The following is a 14398-nucleotide window of genomic DNA, read 5'->3' on the forward strand; positions in this document are numbered from 1 at the left end:
AATCATGATAGAATAAAAGTAAAATTAAAAGGACTGAGTCCTGTACAATACAGAACTCAGTCCTTTATTAAACCTTAACCGTTAATCTTAAACTGGTGTCTAAGAATTGGGGGTCGGTTCACATAAACTTGGGTGTTTTGTCATCTATCAGCAAATATCGCTAACAATGCCTGTCAATTAAGCTTCGGTCACTGGGATTTTGCCAATTTTGGCTTGCCAGATTTTTGGTGCGGTGGCGTGCACTGAGCTACCACTGCTATCGACAGCGACAGTCACTGGCATATCTTTGACTTCAAACTCATAAATCGCTTCCATACCAAGCTCAGGGAATGCCACGACTCTGGCTTGTTTGATGGCTTTTGAGACCAGATAAGCTGAACCGCCCACTGCCATCAGATAGACTGCTTTATTATCAGCGATGGCTTGGCAAGCTGCTTCGCCACGCTCTGATTTGCCAATCATGCCCAAAAGACCTGTTTGCTCAAGCATCTGACGAGTGAATTTATCCATGCGGGTTGCCGTCGTCGGACCTGCAGGTCCCACCACTTCATCACGCACAGGATCAACAGGGCCGACATAGTAGATTAGCTTATTGGTGAAGTCCACTGGTAGCGCTTCGCCGTTATTGAGCATATCGGTCATGCGCTTATGCGCTGCATCACGGCCAGTGTAGATCTTACCACTTAGCAGCAAGACATCACCTGTCTGCCACGTCGCCACTTCTTCTTTGGTTAGGGTATCAACATTGATGCGTTTGCCATTTTCAGGATTATAAGTGATATCAGGATAGACATCTAGGCTTGGCGGTGTCAGCTCGACAGGACCAGAACCGTCCAGCTCAAACTCCACATGGCGAGTCGCTGCACAGTTTGGAATCATGGCAATCGGCTTAGACGCAGCGTGGGTTGGGTAGTCTAGAATTTTGACATCCAAAACAGTGGTTAGACCACCCAAGCCCTGTGCACCGATGCCCAGCGCATTGACTTTTTCGTACAGCTCAAGGCGTAGCGCTTCGACAGTACTTAGCTCTGCACCTGATTTGGCTTTGGCTTGTAGCTCATGGATATCAATATGGCTCATCAGCGACTCTTTGGCAAGTAGTGCCGCTTTTTCAGGCGTACCGCCGATACCAATACCCAAAATGCCCGGTGGACACCAGCCTGCACCCATGGTTGGGATGGTTTTTAGTACCCAATCCACGATACTGTCCGATGGGTTTAGCATAGCAAGCTTTGATTTATTCTCAGAGCCGCCACCTTTGGCCGCACAGGTCACTTCCACTTTATCGCCAGCGACGATTTCCATGTGAATGACCGCAGGGGTGTTGTCTTTGGTGTTCACGCGTTTGCCCGCTGGGTCAGCCAGTACAGATGCACGCAAAGTATTATCAGGGTGGTTATAGGCACGGCGTACACCTTCGTTTACCATGTCAGCAACACTCATTGTCGCATCCCACTGAACATTCATGCCCACTTTCAAAAATACCGTTGCGATACCAGTATCTTGGCAAATCGGACGATGACCTTCGGCACACATACGGCTATTGACCAAGATTTGGGTCATTGCATCTTTGGCAGCCGGGTTTTCTTCTTTTTCTAGTGCTTCGACCAGCGCTTCAATATAGTCGGTCGGATGATAATAACTGATGAACTGAAACGCATCGGCAATACTTTGAATAAAATCTTCTTGCTTAATTACGGTCATGATGACTTCCTTTGTTGGCGAATTTGGCGTAAGCACGCCAAACGGCTGATATTATCTTGGCATCCGCCAAGACCCAGTGTGATGAATTTATTCTACCATTATTTATGATAAAAATTCACCCATATTTGTCAATTACTATGATTGAAAAAATTTCAAAAATTATAAAATTTGTTTTAAAACTTCAATCAATCGAGCGTTCTGCTCAGCAGTGCCGACACTGATTCGCAGATAATCTTTGATACGTGCCTGCTTAAAATGTCGGACAATCACGCCTTCGCTGCGAAGTTTGGCAGCGATATCAGCAGCATCTTGACCTGCGATAGTGGCAAAAACAAAATTCGCCGCCGATGGCAATACATCAAAACCAAGTGCCACCAAATCCGCTGTCAGCTGATGACGCAGCTCGATTACCTCGGTGCGACGACGCTCAAAATATTCACGATCCGCCACGCTGGCCGCTGCCCCTGCTTGCGCCACACGATCTAGCGGATAGCTGTTAAAGCTATTTTTCATCGCCATCAACGCTGCGATTAGGCTTGGATTGGCAAATGCCATACCCACTCGCAGACCTGCCAGTGCACGAGATTTTGAGAAAGTTTGGGTGACAACGATATTATCAAATTCACGAATCAGTGCGATTGCTGATGCCGCCTTGACATCATCAGCATAATCGATATACGCTTCATCAATGACCACGACTGCATCAGGATGGCGTGTGGCAAGCGTGCGAATGTCATCGAGTAGCAGTAGCTTGCCCGTCGGTGCATTCGGATTGGCTAGGATAATGGCATCACATGGCTTGTCGTAGTCATCGATATCAATGCCAAAGCTGTCATTGAGCGGTACAGTTTGGGCATCCACCCCAAAGGTATCGGCATAAACAGGATAAAAGCTATAGCTGATATCAGGCATCAGTAGCGGGCGAGTTTTTTTGAAAAAACACGCAAACACCAGCGCCAGCACTTCATCCGAGCCATTACCAACAAAAACTTCATCGCGACTAAGACCATAATAATCCGCCAATGCATCACGCAGATGATCTGACTCAGGCTCAGGATACAGACGCAGTGCCGTCGCTTCATCAGCGAGCACCGCTTGCATGGCCGCCACCGCTTTTGGGCTAGGTGGAAATGGGTTTTCGTTGGTATTAAGTTTCACCAAATTATCATGCTTGGGCTGCTCCCCTGGCACATACGGCGTCAGGCTTTTTGCCTTGTCGCTCCAAAGGCGAGTATCAATCGTCATGGGATTTCCTTTTGTTAATTGGTCAAAGCTGTTGCTTGCTCAGTTTGCCTGATGGCGATAGCGTGCTGACAAGGCGTGCGCTTCTAAATTTTCTTCGACGGCCAAAATATCAGCGGTCTTGGCAAGTGGTACCGCACCCGTCTGGGTACAATAAATCAGTGATGATTTCTTTTGAAAATCATACACGCCAAGCGGTGATGAAAATCTTGCCGTGCCCGATGTCGGCAATACATGGTTACTGCCTGCACAATAATCGCCAATCGCCTCAGGGGTATGACGACCCATAAAAATCGCACCTGCGTGGCGAATGTCATCAAGCACTGCCTCAGGATCATCCAGTGACAGCTCAAGATGCTCAGGTGCGACCTGATTGATCACTGCCATGCCCTCGCGACGATCTTTGACCAAAATTAATGCACCGCGACTCTTTAGCGCTGCTCTTGCGATGTCTGCCTTTGGTAAGCGTGCCAATGCCGTTTCAATCGCTGTTTCCACCGCTTGTAATTGCTCGGCACTGGTGGTGACAAAAATCGCCTGCGCCACGGTGTCATGCTCAGCTTGGGATAACAAATCCATCGCCAACCACTCCGCATTATCCGCTGCCTCGCCCTCAGCATAGACCAGTACCTCTGACGGCCCTGCGATCATATCGATGCCCACTTGTCCAAATACCGCTCGCTTGGCAGCGGCGACAAATTTGTTCCCCGGCCCTGTGATTTTATCCACCTTGGCAATCGATGTCGTGCCATAAGCAAGTGCTGCCACCGCCTGCGCCCCACCGATGGTAATCACCGTATCCACGCCTGCCAAGTGAGCCGCTGCCAAAACCAGTGGATTGAGCTGTCCATCTGGTGCTGGGACAACCATCGTGATATTCGCCACGCCTGCGACCTTGGCAGGAATGGCATTCATCAACACCGATGATGGATAGCTTGCCAAGCCACCAGGGACATAAATCCCGACACTGTCAAGCGGGGTGATTTTTTGGCCAAGCATATTGCCCAGACTGTCACTAAAGCGAAAACCGTCTTGGACTTGATGCTGATGAAAAGCAAAAATACGCTCAGCAGACAGCTGAAGTGCTGTACGCACCTCTTGGGCAAGTGCATCAAATGCCGCCTTTAGTGCATCTTGACTGATGAATAGCTCATCGATGCTCTGAGCAGGATGGCGGTCAAATTTTTGGGTCAGCTCAAGCACTGCGACATCGCCACGAGCACGCACATCAGCGATGATGGCATCAACGGTGGTGATCAGATTGGCATCGGTCACCGTCTCAAAAGCAAGCAAATCGGCCAATTTATCTTGGAAATCAGCACTGGTTGAATCTAGTTTTTTCATCGTTTATCCTTATGAATCAGACTGCCTTTATGATTGGTTTTGTTTCACGGCAGTTTGTAGAATCTGTAAAATCGGCTCAAGTCTAGCAAGTTTTCGCTTATGGCTAACTGGATTGGCAATCAGGCGTGATGACACTTGGCAAATGGTCTCAAGTGGCTCAAGCCCATTGGCACGCAAAGTATTGCCCGTATCCACCACATCGACAATCAAATCGCCCAGACCCACCAAAGGTGCCAGCTCCATCGAGCCATACAGCTTAATGATATCCACCTGCTCACCACGGCTGGCAAAATACGCGCGTGCGACATTGACATACTTGGTGGCGATACGTAGGCGGCGATTTGGTAACGCCTTACCCAAAATCCCTGCAGTCATCAGACGGCACTTGGCGATGTCAAGATCAAGTAGCTCATACACCTGTGCATCATACTCCATCAGCACATCTTTGCCTGCCACACCGATATCAGCCGCCCCATGCTCAACATAAGTCGGCACATCTGAAGCCCTTAAAATCAAAAAACGCACCGATGGATCAGTGGTCTCAAAAATCAGCTTACGAGATTTTTCCATATCTTCAAGCGGTGCAATGCCAGCTTTGGCAAACAATGGCAAGGTTTCGTTTAGGATACGACCCTTGGATAAAGCAATGGTCAAGCCATCAAAATCAGCGGTTTGGATTGGATCAGCCATGACAAATTTCTCAGTGTGTCAATGTTTAATAATTGTCTATACATTATAATGAAAAAACGCACCAAATCATCTTGGCGCGTCGCAATATTAGCCTTTGATACGTTCGATATTGACGCCTAAGGCTTTTAGCTTATTCTCCACATCATCATAGCCGCGGTCAATGTGGTAGATGCGGTCAATGATGCTCTCGCCCTCAGCACACGCCGCCGCCATCACAAGCGACATCGATGCACGCAAGTCGGTTGCCATCACAGGGGCAGGGGTGAATTTCTCAACGCCTTCGACGATGGCAGTATGGCCATCAACACGGATTTTGGCACCCATGCGTTGTAGTTCAGGCACGTGCATAAAGCGATTTTCAAAGATATTTTCAATGATGGTGCTCGTGCCTTCAGCCAGACAGCATACCGCCATCAGCTGTGCTTGCATATCCGTTGGGAAGCCAGGGTGTACTTGAGTGCGGATATCCACCGCCTTTGGGCGGCCTTTCATTACCGCACGAATCCAGTCATCACCTGTCGTGATGACTGCGCCCATCGCTTCAAATTTCTTGAGCACTGGGTGCAAAAATTCTGCCGATGTATTCTTGGTCAGTACATCACCCTCGCTCATCAATGCACCAGCTAGGTATGAGCCTGTCTCGATACGGTCAGCGATGACGCTGTACTCACAGCCATGCAGACTATCCACGCCCTCGATGATCATCGTCGTCGTGCCGATACCGCTGATCTTCGCACCCATCGCCACCAGCATATTGGCAAGATCCACCACTTCGGGCTCTGTTGCACAATTTTCTAGGCGAGTGGTGCCACGAGCAAGTGCCGCTGCCATGATGACATTCTCAGTACCGCCAACTGTCACCATATCAAAGCTGAAATCACAGCCAATCAGACGGCCACCTGCAGGGGCTTTGGCTTTGACATAGCCGTTCTCAACCGTGATGGTCGCGCCTAGCGCTTCAAAGGCTTTTAGGTGCTGATCCACAGGGCGAGAGCCAATCGAGCAGCCGCCCGGTAGAGACACTTCAGCTTCACCAAAGCGCGCAAGCAATGGGCCAAGCACCAAAATCGATGCACGCATCGTACGCACAAGCTCATACGGTGCATAATAGTCAGTCACCGTGCGAGCATCAGCCAAGACGGTATTGCCTTCTTTTTTGATGTTGACGCCTGTACCTGCAATCAGTTTCACCAAAGTTTCGGTGTCTTTGAGCGTTGGTACATTGTGCAGTACGGTTTCATCATTTGGCAATAGCATCGCTGCCAATAGTGGCAAGGCGGCATTTTTTGAGCCAGAAATAGCAACTTCACCTGCGATACGGCTTTTGCCTGTGATTTTAAATTTATCCATAGAATTTCTCTTATCAATCAATTAAGCTTTACGGGCATCATACTCAGCAGGAGTCAATGCATGGATGGTCAAGGCGTGCATCGCACCGCTTTGGATATGTTCATTGACCAAAGCAAAAATCATCTGCTGACGAGCCACCAATCGCTTGCCTTCAAAGGCATTATCCACGATAAGTAGCTCAAATTTATTGCCTTCATTGACCGCATCGATATGTGCATCAGCAAAGTGTGGGCGAAGTAGCTCGATTAAGGCTTGTGCATTCATGTATTTATTCTCATCAGTGTCGCGACCTTAGATCGCTAAAAATTATCGGTCTGTTATTATAGCAAAATGTATCATCAAAATGTCGCCAAAATGGCAGCAATTTGTATCGGCTTTTCTAGGATGTTAGACGACATTGACAAACGAACGCCAGTGCCGTCTGCCCAAATTTACTGAGCCACCTCAAATACAGGCGCGCTATTTAGCGGTGCAGCATTGTTCGCCTCAGGCAGATAGATTTCTTGCAGCGCATAGTCGCCCTCGGCCACATCTGGCTGCGAAGCCACGCCACCGTATGGGTCGCTAGGGACAGCACTGTCCACTGCTTCAGGTAGCGCTGCCGCCTCACTGTCGCTGACCAAAGTCGTCAATGTCACTGCCATCGCCATGCCTGGTGTGGCTTGGATGGCATCTAAGATATAAGTCTGCTGCTCTGGGGTCAGATAGCCCATCACATAGGCGGTGCGGTCGCGGACGATGACTTTGTATTGTGAGGATTTGATGTCGCGATTGGTGAGTAGGCGCGCATTGATTTTTGAGCGCAGATAGTTTTCGTGCACCGTATGGCTTTGGCTTTTTGGGGTCTCGGTGACGATCAGGTAATTAAATACCTTATTGACATCTTTCATCGATTCGATGGTGCGGCCGATCTCGACTTTGATTTGTTCAGATGGCACTTCACCAGTCAACAGCACCTCGCGACGATAGCTGTCGATGGCGATGCGTACATTATTCTCGCTGATGCCAGGGATGGTGGCAAGGTTGCGGCGTGCAGTCAGCTCAATGCTGCTGTCACTGATGCGCTCAGGGATCGTGCGACCCATCGCATCAGCGCCGACGCTGTCAGCACCGCTGGTGGCACATGCAGCCAAACCCATGCTCATCACAGCAATCATCGATACGGCAAATACTTTTTTCATAACAACTTTCCCATTTATCAAAGACTATAAACTTTAAAACTAAATCAAAACGCTGATATCAGCCAATCTTGCGTGACTGTGCCATCTTGATGGATATCAAAGGCAATCACATCAAAGCGCGTCGCCATCTTGGCATAACTCTCATGCTTCGCCAAAAAATGCTCAGCAGTACGATAGATTTTGGCTTGCTTGGCAGGGGTAATACTATCAATCGCAGTGCCAAAATCCGACGCCTTGCGACTACGCACCTCGGCGAACACCACGCATGGCACAAGCACACCACGCTCAAGCACTTGGCAAGTGGCGATAATATCAATCTCGCCAAGCTTGGGTGCTGTATAATTGGTCGCCACAATCTGGTAGCCCTGCTCAAGCAATACCTCAACCGCTTGACGCTCAAAAGCATCGCCCTGCCGTCGCTTGGCAGTTTTGGCACTCTTGGCAGACTGCACCATCAGCGGATACGCTTGACCACCACTGTGCCAGCGATCTTATCATGCCAGCCTTGTTTGCGCTTATCAAAAGCGATCCAAATAAAGCCCAGACACAGCACCAAGGCCGAGATGGTGTAGCCCACCAAATAACGCAGTAAGGCCTTTGGAGTACTGATAAACTGACCCGTCTTAAGATCGCGAATCTGTAAACCAAACAGCATCTTGCCAGGGGTAGCACCCTTTTTGACCCAAAGCCAAACCACCAATAGCACAATGACCACAGTCAGCACAAAATCAGTCACGGTATAAGTAGGCATCTGCTCAATCGGCACATCCGCCCAGCGCTGATATTCAAAATAATAAAACGGCGCGAGCAGTACCATGGCGATCAAAGAATCGACAACATACGCACCCAGTCGCACCCAAAATCCGGCATACACATATTCGCTATCATCCAAGCGAGGATCGTGTGTCATTTTTTTATCCTCATTGATTATATTACAGGCATTACTTACAGCTGCACCAGCCCATCACTCATGGCATCCATGCAGCAATGCTCACATTGTAGCATAACAAAGTTTTGTCATTTTCGCCATAGATTGATGATTTTTTCGGTGAATTTTTGGGGAAAATTGGGTAAACTGTTGGCAAATTTTTGGGAAATTGATGATGAAATTACGAATTTTAAGTGTCGGGCATAAGATGCCAAACTGGGTGCAGACTGGCTTTGAAGAGTACTTCAAACGCATTCAGCCGATGATGAGCGTTGAACTTGTTGAACTGCCACCTGCCAAACGCAGCAAAAACCCATCGCCTGCCGAGATTGAAAAATACAAAGCGGTGGAAGCTGCCACCATCTTAAACGCCAAGCAGCCCAAAGAACTACTATGGCTCTTGGAAGTCAAAGGCAAAATGCTCTCCACCGAAAAGCTTGCCGATAAGCTCTCTGTTGCCATGCAAGATGGTGCCGATATTGCCTTGGTCATTGGTGGTGCTGACGGTGTCGCTGATGATGTGCTACAAGCGGCGGATTTTAAGTGGTCGATGTCTGATCTGACTCTGCCACATCCTTTGGTGCGGGTGATTTTGATGGAGCAGCTGTACCGTGCGATGAGTATTATCAATAACCACCCTTATCATCGGGGCGGTTGATTGGTTTTATAAACACCAAGTCAATAAAAACCGCTTTATCACGACGATAAAGCGGTTTTTTTGATTAAGATTAGCAAAGAATTATTGCTCAATGCCTTTCATGGTCAGCTTGATACGGCCACGGTTGTCGATGTCTTGGACTTGGACTTTGACCACTTGACCCTCTTTTAGGTAGTCAGCGACATTCTCAACACGCTCATCAGAGATTTGGCTGATGTGTACCAAACCGTCAGTACCTGGTAGGATGGTCACAAATGCACCAAAATCAACGATGCGAGCCACAGTGCCTTCATAGGTCGTACCGACTTCAACTTCAGCGGTGATGGCTTCGATTTGGGCGATGGCAGCACGAGTCGATGCCTTATCCATACCAAAGATGCGGATGGTGCCGTTATCTTCGATGTCGATGGTCGCACCCGTGTCTTCGGTCAACTGGCGGATGGTCGCACCACCTTTACCAATCACATCACGGATTTTTTCTGGGTTGATGTTGATGGTTGCATAGTTTGGTGCGTGTGCATTGATCTCGGTACGACTTGATGAGATCACTTCATTCATCGCTTTTAGGATATGGATACGGCCAGCGTGTGCTTGCTTGAGCGCTTGCTCCATGATGTCAGCAGTGATGCCTTCGATTTTGATATCCATCTGAAGCGCTGTGATACCTTCGGTCGTACCTGCCACTTTAAAGTCCATATCACCAAGATGATCTTCATCACCTAGGATGTCTGATAGTACGGCAAAACGCTCGCCTTCTTTGACCAGACCCATCGCAATACCTGCCACAGGTGCTTTTAGCGGTACGCCTGCATCCATCAATGATAGTGATGCACCACACACAGATGCCATTGATGATGAACCGTTTGATTCGGTGATTTCTGATACCACACGGATGGTGTAAGGGAAGCGATCAGCGGCTGGTAGCATGGCTTGGACACCACGGCGAGCTAGGCGACCATGACCAATCTCACGGCGTTTTGGTGCGCCTTCACGACCTGTCTCACCCACTGAGAAATGTGGGAAGTTGTAGTGTAGCATGAAGTGGTCTTGCTTGGTGCCTGCCAAAGTATCTACCAAGTTTACATCACGGCTGGTACCCAGCGTGGTCACGACCAAAGCCTGGGTCTCACCACGGGTGAACAGTGCTGAGCCGTGTGTATAAGGCAACACGCCCACTTGGATATCCAATGCACGCACAGTCTCAAGGTCACGGCCGTCGATACGCGGTTTGCCTGATAGAATGTTGTCACGCACGGTGCGGTATTTTAGCTCTTCGAACAATGCTTTGATGTCATCAACACGCTCAGCATAACCTTCGCTCTCAGCGTCACCTGCCAATGCTTCGATGGCTTCGTTTTTGATTTCGTCTAGGCGAGCATAGCGATCTTGCTTGACGGTGATGGTATAAGCTTCGCTCACTTTATCAGTAAAGCCTGCTTTTAGGGCATTGTTTAATTCTTCGTTGATCGCAGGGGCGACAAACTCTTGCTTGGCATTGCCAACAGCTGCAGCAAAGGCATTGATGTTATCAATCACGATTTGTTGTTGTGCATGGCCATACAGTACTGCGCCCAGCATTTGATCTTCTGACAGTTCACGCGCTTCAGATTCAACCATCAAAACGGCCGATTTGGTACCAGCAACAACCAAATCAAGATCGCTTTGCTTCATCTGAGCCAGATTTGGGTTTAGGACATATTCACCATTGATAAAGCCGACACGAGCGGCACCGATTGGGCCATTAAATGGCGCAGGTGAAATTGCCAATGCCGCTGATGCACCAATCATCGCTGCGATATCTGCATCTTGGGTCTTGTCTGACGAGATGGTGGTGGCGGTGATTTGGATTTCGTTGTAGTAGCCTTCTGGGAATAGTGGGCGGATTGGACGGTCGATCAAACGAGATGTCAGCGTCTCAAACTCGCTGGCACGGCCTTCACGCTTGCCATAGCCACCTGGGATTTTGCCCGATGCGTACATTTTTTCTTGATAATTGACGGTCAATGGGAAGAAATTTTGACCAGCAACAGCTTCTGGGCGAACCACCACAGCAACCAGTACAGACACGCCGCCCATATGCACAAGCACTGAATTGGCTTGGCGTGCGATACGGCCAGTTTCTAGGACAACTTGTTGGTTGCCATATTGGAATTCTTGACGAATGGTATTAAACATAAACTTTTCCTAATTAATGAACTTTGGCAATATCTAAAGCCCTAAGCCATTACACCGATTGGAAAGCCAACTTGTGCCATGCCTTAGAGTTCTAAATACTTGCCAAATTTTGCTGAAAATTAACGAAAAAACGGCACGCAAAAAGCACGCCGTTTTTATTATCGTAAACAGGACTTACCTGTCGCCATCGGGCGAATTAACGACGCAGACCTAGTGAACCGATTAGGTCGGTATAGCGATTAAGGTCTTTACCTTTTAGGTAGTCAAGTAGCTTACGGCGTTGGTTAACCATACGGATTAGACCACGACGGCTGTGATGGTCAGCTTTGTGAGTTTTGAAGTGGTCTTGTAGGTCGTTGATGCGAGCAGTTAGTAGTGCAACTTGCACTTCTGGGCTACCAGTGTCATTTTCAGCGCGCTTGTATTTAGCGATGATGTCGATACGATCTTGATTCGTTAGCATAACAATTTCCTAATAAGCAATGCGGTGAGATTCGGGCAAGCATTGCATTGCTAAAGCCTGCCTAAGCCTAATGGCACTTAAACGCAGATTATAACAGATTTTTAAGCTGATGTCAGCTGATTTTGTTATTTTTGGCAAAAAACCCATCAACGAATTGATGGGTTTAAAGCTTGGACAACCAATTAAAAATTCATACGCACGCCGATATTGGCACCAGTTTGGTCGATTTTGGTATCGCCAACTTTGCCCAGATAGTTGTATTCGCCGCTGACATTGACCGCAACCGCAGGCGTTGCTTGATAGCTGACACCCACGATGCCGCCGATGCCGACACGAGTGTCGGTGTTGGTATCTTCGCTATAGCCACAAAATTCACCGCCATAGCCGTATAATGACACACAGCGGCGCAGATCATCACTTAGGAAATTGACACCGACACGGGCGCCAACATAAGGGGTTAGCTTGCTTGTGTTCTTAAAGTCATAAAAGGCGCTGGCACCGATTGAGTGCGCATAGACATTGTACTCATCATGGATATAGGCCGTGCCATCACGATAGTAGTAGTTATCTTCGGCATTACCAAAATAGCTGTAATCATAAGCATAGCGATAGCTGCCTTTGTCCTTACCGATGCTAATACGAGCGCCGACACCATCTTCGGTGCGATTGGTATCGCCAAAATCAAAGTCCAGCTCTGAATAGCCGATGTCCGCTTGCCAGTACCATTGACCTTGATTGGCAGGGGTATCATAAATCGATGCGTTCGCTGCGGTCGCTGTCATCATCGCCAAAGCTAGTACAGAAAGTTTTTTCATTTTATCACCTTGTTATTGCAGGGGTTGCTGATGTGTTTCATTGTACGACTAAAGTGTATCACTGGCAAGCGCTTGACGGTGGCATTTGATGGGTTTCTTGAAAAATTTTGTAACATTTGCTGGGAAATTGTACAAATAAACCCACCGAAAAAGATTCGATGGGTCTGTATGGATTGGATAAAGCTAAGCCACAAGTTTCTTCGGCTGCAGCCTACCTGTCACCGCCACTTCACCAAGCCCGATAAAGTCAGCGCAATGATACAGACGCACCAAGCAAGTCTCATCAAAGGCAGGCAATGCCATCACTCGGTCTTTGACATTGAGCCGTTGACCAAGCTTTAGCCGTGATGCTTCATCATCACTCACCGCCAAAGTCGGCAGATGTGTCAGCATGGCATCGATTGGTAGTAGTCTGCCAAGTCGCTCGCTCATCGGCAGTGTTTCAAGCGCATCGATCGTGATGGCATCCTCAATACCAAAACCGCCCGTCATCGTGCGATGTAGCCGTGTCAGATGCCCAACTGTGCCAAGCTGTTTGGCGATGTCTTCGCCCAGCACACGCACATAAGTGCCTTTTGAGCAAGTGACATCAAGCTGCACAGTATCATCACTGATTTTGGTTAGGCTCATCGCATGAATGGTGATGGCTCGTGGCGCACGCTCAATCTCAATGCCGTCTCGGGCATATTCATAAAGTTTTTTGCCGTCTTTTTTGAGTGCTGAATACATTGGTGGGATTTGGCTTTGCACCCCAGTCATGTTATCTGCGATGGCATCAAGCATCGCTTGATCAAAGCTTGGCACAGCTTTGGTATCAATCATTTGCCCATCAGCATCGCCCGAATCAGTCGCCACACCTAGGCGAATGGTCGCCGTATAGCCCTTATCCGCATCGAGTCCATATTGGGCAAATTTGGTCGCTTCGCCAAACACCAAAGGCAACAGCCCTGTTGCCATCGGATCAAGCGTGCCTGTATGTCCTGCTTTTTTAGAATCTTGGCTATCTGATTTGAACAAAAATTTGGCTTTTGCCAATGCCGAATGCGAGCTGATGCCTTGTGATTTATCCAGTAGTAAAATGCCTGAAATGACGGTTTTGGTCATCGCTCACTCTGCCGTCTCATCGTCATAATGCTTTTCGCTCTCGTGCGTCTTTTTCATTGCTTGATTGACCAAATCCATCATGTGATTGCCATGTGCTGTCACCTCATCATAATGAAATCTTAGGCGTGGCGTGGTGCGAGTTTTCATCGTGTGTGATAATTCGGTGCGCAAAAATCCCGACGCACGGTTCAAAATCGCGACGCTCTCACGGTGGCTATCGATATTCATGCCTGTGTCATTGTGTGGCTCAAGAATGGTCACATACACATCGGCATAGCCCAAATCAGGGCTGACCTTGACGCTTGAGATGGTCACAAATCCCGTCAAGCGCGGATCATTAATCTCATCACGAATCAAGGTGGCAAGGGTGCGCTGAATTTGATCAGCAAGTCGTTGTAAGCGTTGGCTCATACTGTCTCTCTTTTTGATAATAAAATAATACACTGATGTTTGTCGACCAGTATAGCTTATTTTGGCGATGAAACCAATTATCTGCCTTTTTAATTTAAATATCAGGGGGTATTTGCAGAGCAATACAGGGCAAATAGCATAAAATCATGTCATTTTTATGAAAATTTCATGAGAAAATCGCACAGCTAACATCTTTTAACAGCGCAGCCACAGCATTAAGATAACTTACTTAATATTACATTCATTTACTTTGATTTGTAAATTATCATCGCCAAACCATCATTTTTTGACAAAAAACGCCTATTTTTCAAATTTTAAACTGCCTATACTAAA

16 protein-coding genes are annotated in these 14398 nt (G+C 48.0%); 2 read left to right on the plus strand and 14 right to left on the minus strand.

What is annotated here, in order from left to right; translation table 11 throughout:
* Positions 1–78, plus strand: a 78-nt coding sequence (locus AZ602_RS08440) for an IS3 family transposase (protein ID WP_146025225.1), incomplete at its 5' end; no start/stop codon positions are given.
* Between the two features lie 99 nt (positions 79–177).
* Here the strand turns inward: AZ602_RS08440 and AZ602_RS08445 are convergent.
* From AZ602_RS08445 to AZ602_RS08485, 9 genes are all read right to left on the minus strand, one after another.
* Positions 178–1704: a fumarate hydratase gene (locus AZ602_RS08445; protein ID WP_103034526.1), complete on the minus strand. Its 1527-nt coding sequence runs from the start codon at positions 1702–1704 to the stop codon at positions 178–180.
* A gap of 159 nt (positions 1705–1863) precedes the next feature.
* The gene (gene hisC, locus AZ602_RS08450; RefSeq protein WP_103034527.1) at positions 1864–2949 is read right to left on the minus strand and encodes a histidinol-phosphate transaminase; all 1086 of its coding nucleotides are present in this window, start codon (positions 2947–2949) and stop codon (positions 1864–1866) included.
* 39 nt (positions 2950–2988) lie between these two features.
* Positions 2989–4290: a histidinol dehydrogenase gene (gene hisD / locus AZ602_RS08455; protein WP_103034528.1), complete on the minus strand. Its 1302-nt coding sequence runs from the start codon at positions 4288–4290 to the stop codon at positions 2989–2991.
* A 27-nt stretch (positions 4291–4317) separates the two neighbouring features.
* Positions 4318–4980 carry an ATP phosphoribosyltransferase gene (gene hisG, locus AZ602_RS08460; protein ID WP_103034529.1) on the minus strand — a complete coding sequence of 221 codons (663 nt, stop codon included), beginning with the start codon at positions 4978–4980 and terminating at the stop codon, positions 4318–4320.
* A gap of 87 nt (positions 4981–5067) precedes the next feature.
* Positions 5068–6330, minus strand: a complete 1263-nt coding sequence (gene murA / locus AZ602_RS08465; RefSeq protein ID WP_103034530.1) for a UDP-N-acetylglucosamine 1-carboxyvinyltransferase — start codon at positions 6328–6330, stop codon at positions 5068–5070.
* A 21-nt stretch (positions 6331–6351) separates the two neighbouring features.
* Positions 6352–6594, minus strand: a complete 243-nt coding sequence (locus tag AZ602_RS08470) for a BolA family protein (RefSeq protein WP_103034531.1) — start codon at positions 6592–6594, stop codon at positions 6352–6354.
* Positions 6595–6761: 167 nt separating this feature from the next.
* Positions 6762–7511 (minus strand): BON domain-containing protein, encoded by a 750-nt coding sequence (locus tag AZ602_RS08475; protein ID WP_103034532.1) that lies wholly within the window; start codon positions 7509–7511, stop codon positions 6762–6764.
* Positions 7512–7555: 44 nt separating this feature from the next.
* Positions 7556–7966, minus strand: coding sequence for a YraN family protein (locus tag AZ602_RS08480; RefSeq protein WP_103034533.1), 411 nt, complete (start codon positions 7964–7966; stop codon positions 7556–7558).
* On the minus strand, positions 7966–8421 hold the full coding sequence (locus tag AZ602_RS08485; RefSeq protein ID WP_103034534.1) for an RDD family protein: 456 nt from the start codon (positions 8419–8421) through the stop codon (positions 7966–7968). Before AZ602_RS08485 ends, AZ602_RS08480 begins: the two co-directional genes overlap by 1 nt.
* Positions 8422–8614: 193 nt before the next feature.
* Here AZ602_RS08485 and rlmH point away from each other — a divergent pair, with 193 nt between their 5' ends.
* Positions 8615–9097: a 23S rRNA (pseudouridine(1915)-N(3))-methyltransferase RlmH gene (gene rlmH, locus AZ602_RS08490; protein ID WP_103034535.1), complete on the plus strand. Its 483-nt coding sequence runs from the start codon at positions 8615–8617 to the stop codon at positions 9095–9097.
* A gap of 81 nt (positions 9098–9178) precedes the next feature.
* Here the strand turns inward: rlmH and pnp are convergent, their stop codons facing one another.
* The 5 genes from pnp to AZ602_RS08515 form a co-directional block, all read right to left on the minus strand.
* On the minus strand, positions 9179–11272 hold the full coding sequence (gene pnp, locus AZ602_RS08495; protein ID WP_103034536.1) for a polyribonucleotide nucleotidyltransferase: 2094 nt from the start codon (positions 11270–11272) through the stop codon (positions 9179–9181).
* Positions 11273–11468: 196 nt separating this feature from the next.
* Complete coding sequence (gene rpsO, locus AZ602_RS08500) at positions 11469–11735, minus strand: 30S ribosomal protein S15 (RefSeq protein WP_078317272.1); 267 nt, start codon at positions 11733–11735, stop codon at positions 11469–11471.
* 182 nt (positions 11736–11917) lie between these two features.
* Positions 11918–12550 carry an opacity family porin gene (locus AZ602_RS08505; protein WP_103034537.1) on the minus strand — a complete coding sequence of 211 codons (633 nt, stop codon included), beginning with the start codon at positions 12548–12550 and terminating at the stop codon, positions 11918–11920.
* A gap of 183 nt (positions 12551–12733) precedes the next feature.
* Entirely contained in the window at positions 12734–13654 is a 921-nt protein-coding gene (gene truB, locus AZ602_RS08510; protein WP_103034538.1) for a tRNA pseudouridine(55) synthase TruB, read from the minus strand.
* Positions 13655–13657: 3 nt separating this feature from the next.
* Positions 13658–14065 carry a ribosome-binding factor A gene (locus tag AZ602_RS08515; protein WP_078254069.1) on the minus strand — a complete coding sequence of 136 codons (408 nt, stop codon included), beginning with the start codon at positions 14063–14065 and terminating at the stop codon, positions 13658–13660.
* Positions 14066–14398 lie beyond the last annotated feature (333 nt).

The sequence above is a fragment of the Moraxella sp. RCAD0137 genome, from assembly GCF_002894025.1.
Classification (GTDB): domain Bacteria; phylum Pseudomonadota; class Gammaproteobacteria; order Pseudomonadales; family Moraxellaceae; genus Moraxella; species Moraxella porci.

What these genes read in the sequence shown, in the direction of transcription:
- rlmH (WP_103034535.1), top strand. Translation starts at nt 8,615, where the DNA reads ATGAAATTACGAATTTTAAGTGTCGGGCATAAGATGCCAAACTGGGTG.
- AZ602_RS08505 (WP_103034537.1), bottom strand. Translation starts at nt 12,550, where the DNA reads ATGAAAAAACTTTCTGTACTAGCTTTGGCGATGATGACAGCGACCGCA.
- hisD (WP_103034528.1), bottom strand. Translation starts at nt 4,290, where the DNA reads ATGAAAAAACTAGATTCAACCAGTGCTGATTTCCAAGATAAATTGGCC.
- AZ602_RS08480 (WP_103034533.1), bottom strand. Translation starts at nt 7,966, where the DNA reads ATGGTGCAGTCTGCCAAGAGTGCCAAAACTGCCAAGCGACGGCAGGGC.
- hisC (WP_103034527.1), bottom strand. Translation starts at nt 2,949, where the DNA reads ATGACGATTGATACTCGCCTTTGGAGCGACAAGGCAAAAAGCCTGACG.
- pnp (WP_103034536.1), bottom strand. Translation starts at nt 11,272, where the DNA reads ATGTTTAATACCATTCGTCAAGAATTCCAATATGGCAACCAACAAGTT.
- rpsO (WP_078317272.1), bottom strand. Translation starts at nt 11,735, where the DNA reads ATGCTAACGAATCAAGATCGTATCGACATCATCGCTAAATACAAGCGC.
- AZ602_RS08515 (WP_078254069.1), bottom strand. Translation starts at nt 14,065, where the DNA reads ATGAGCCAACGCTTACAACGACTTGCTGATCAAATTCAGCGCACCCTT.
- AZ602_RS08470 (WP_103034531.1), bottom strand. Translation starts at nt 6,594, where the DNA reads ATGAATGCACAAGCCTTAATCGAGCTACTTCGCCCACACTTTGCTGAT.
- AZ602_RS08475 (WP_103034532.1), bottom strand. Translation starts at nt 7,511, where the DNA reads ATGAAAAAAGTATTTGCCGTATCGATGATTGCTGTGATGAGCATGGGT.
- AZ602_RS08445 (WP_103034526.1), bottom strand. Translation starts at nt 1,704, where the DNA reads ATGACCGTAATTAAGCAAGAAGATTTTATTCAAAGTATTGCCGATGCG.
- murA (WP_103034530.1), bottom strand. Translation starts at nt 6,330, where the DNA reads ATGGATAAATTTAAAATCACAGGCAAAAGCCGTATCGCAGGTGAAGTT.
- hisG (WP_103034529.1), bottom strand. Translation starts at nt 4,980, where the DNA reads ATGGCTGATCCAATCCAAACCGCTGATTTTGATGGCTTGACCATTGCT.
- AZ602_RS08485 (WP_103034534.1), bottom strand. Translation starts at nt 8,421, where the DNA reads ATGACACACGATCCTCGCTTGGATGATAGCGAATATGTGTATGCCGGA.
- truB (WP_103034538.1), bottom strand. Translation starts at nt 13,654, where the DNA reads ATGACCAAAACCGTCATTTCAGGCATTTTACTACTGGATAAATCACAA.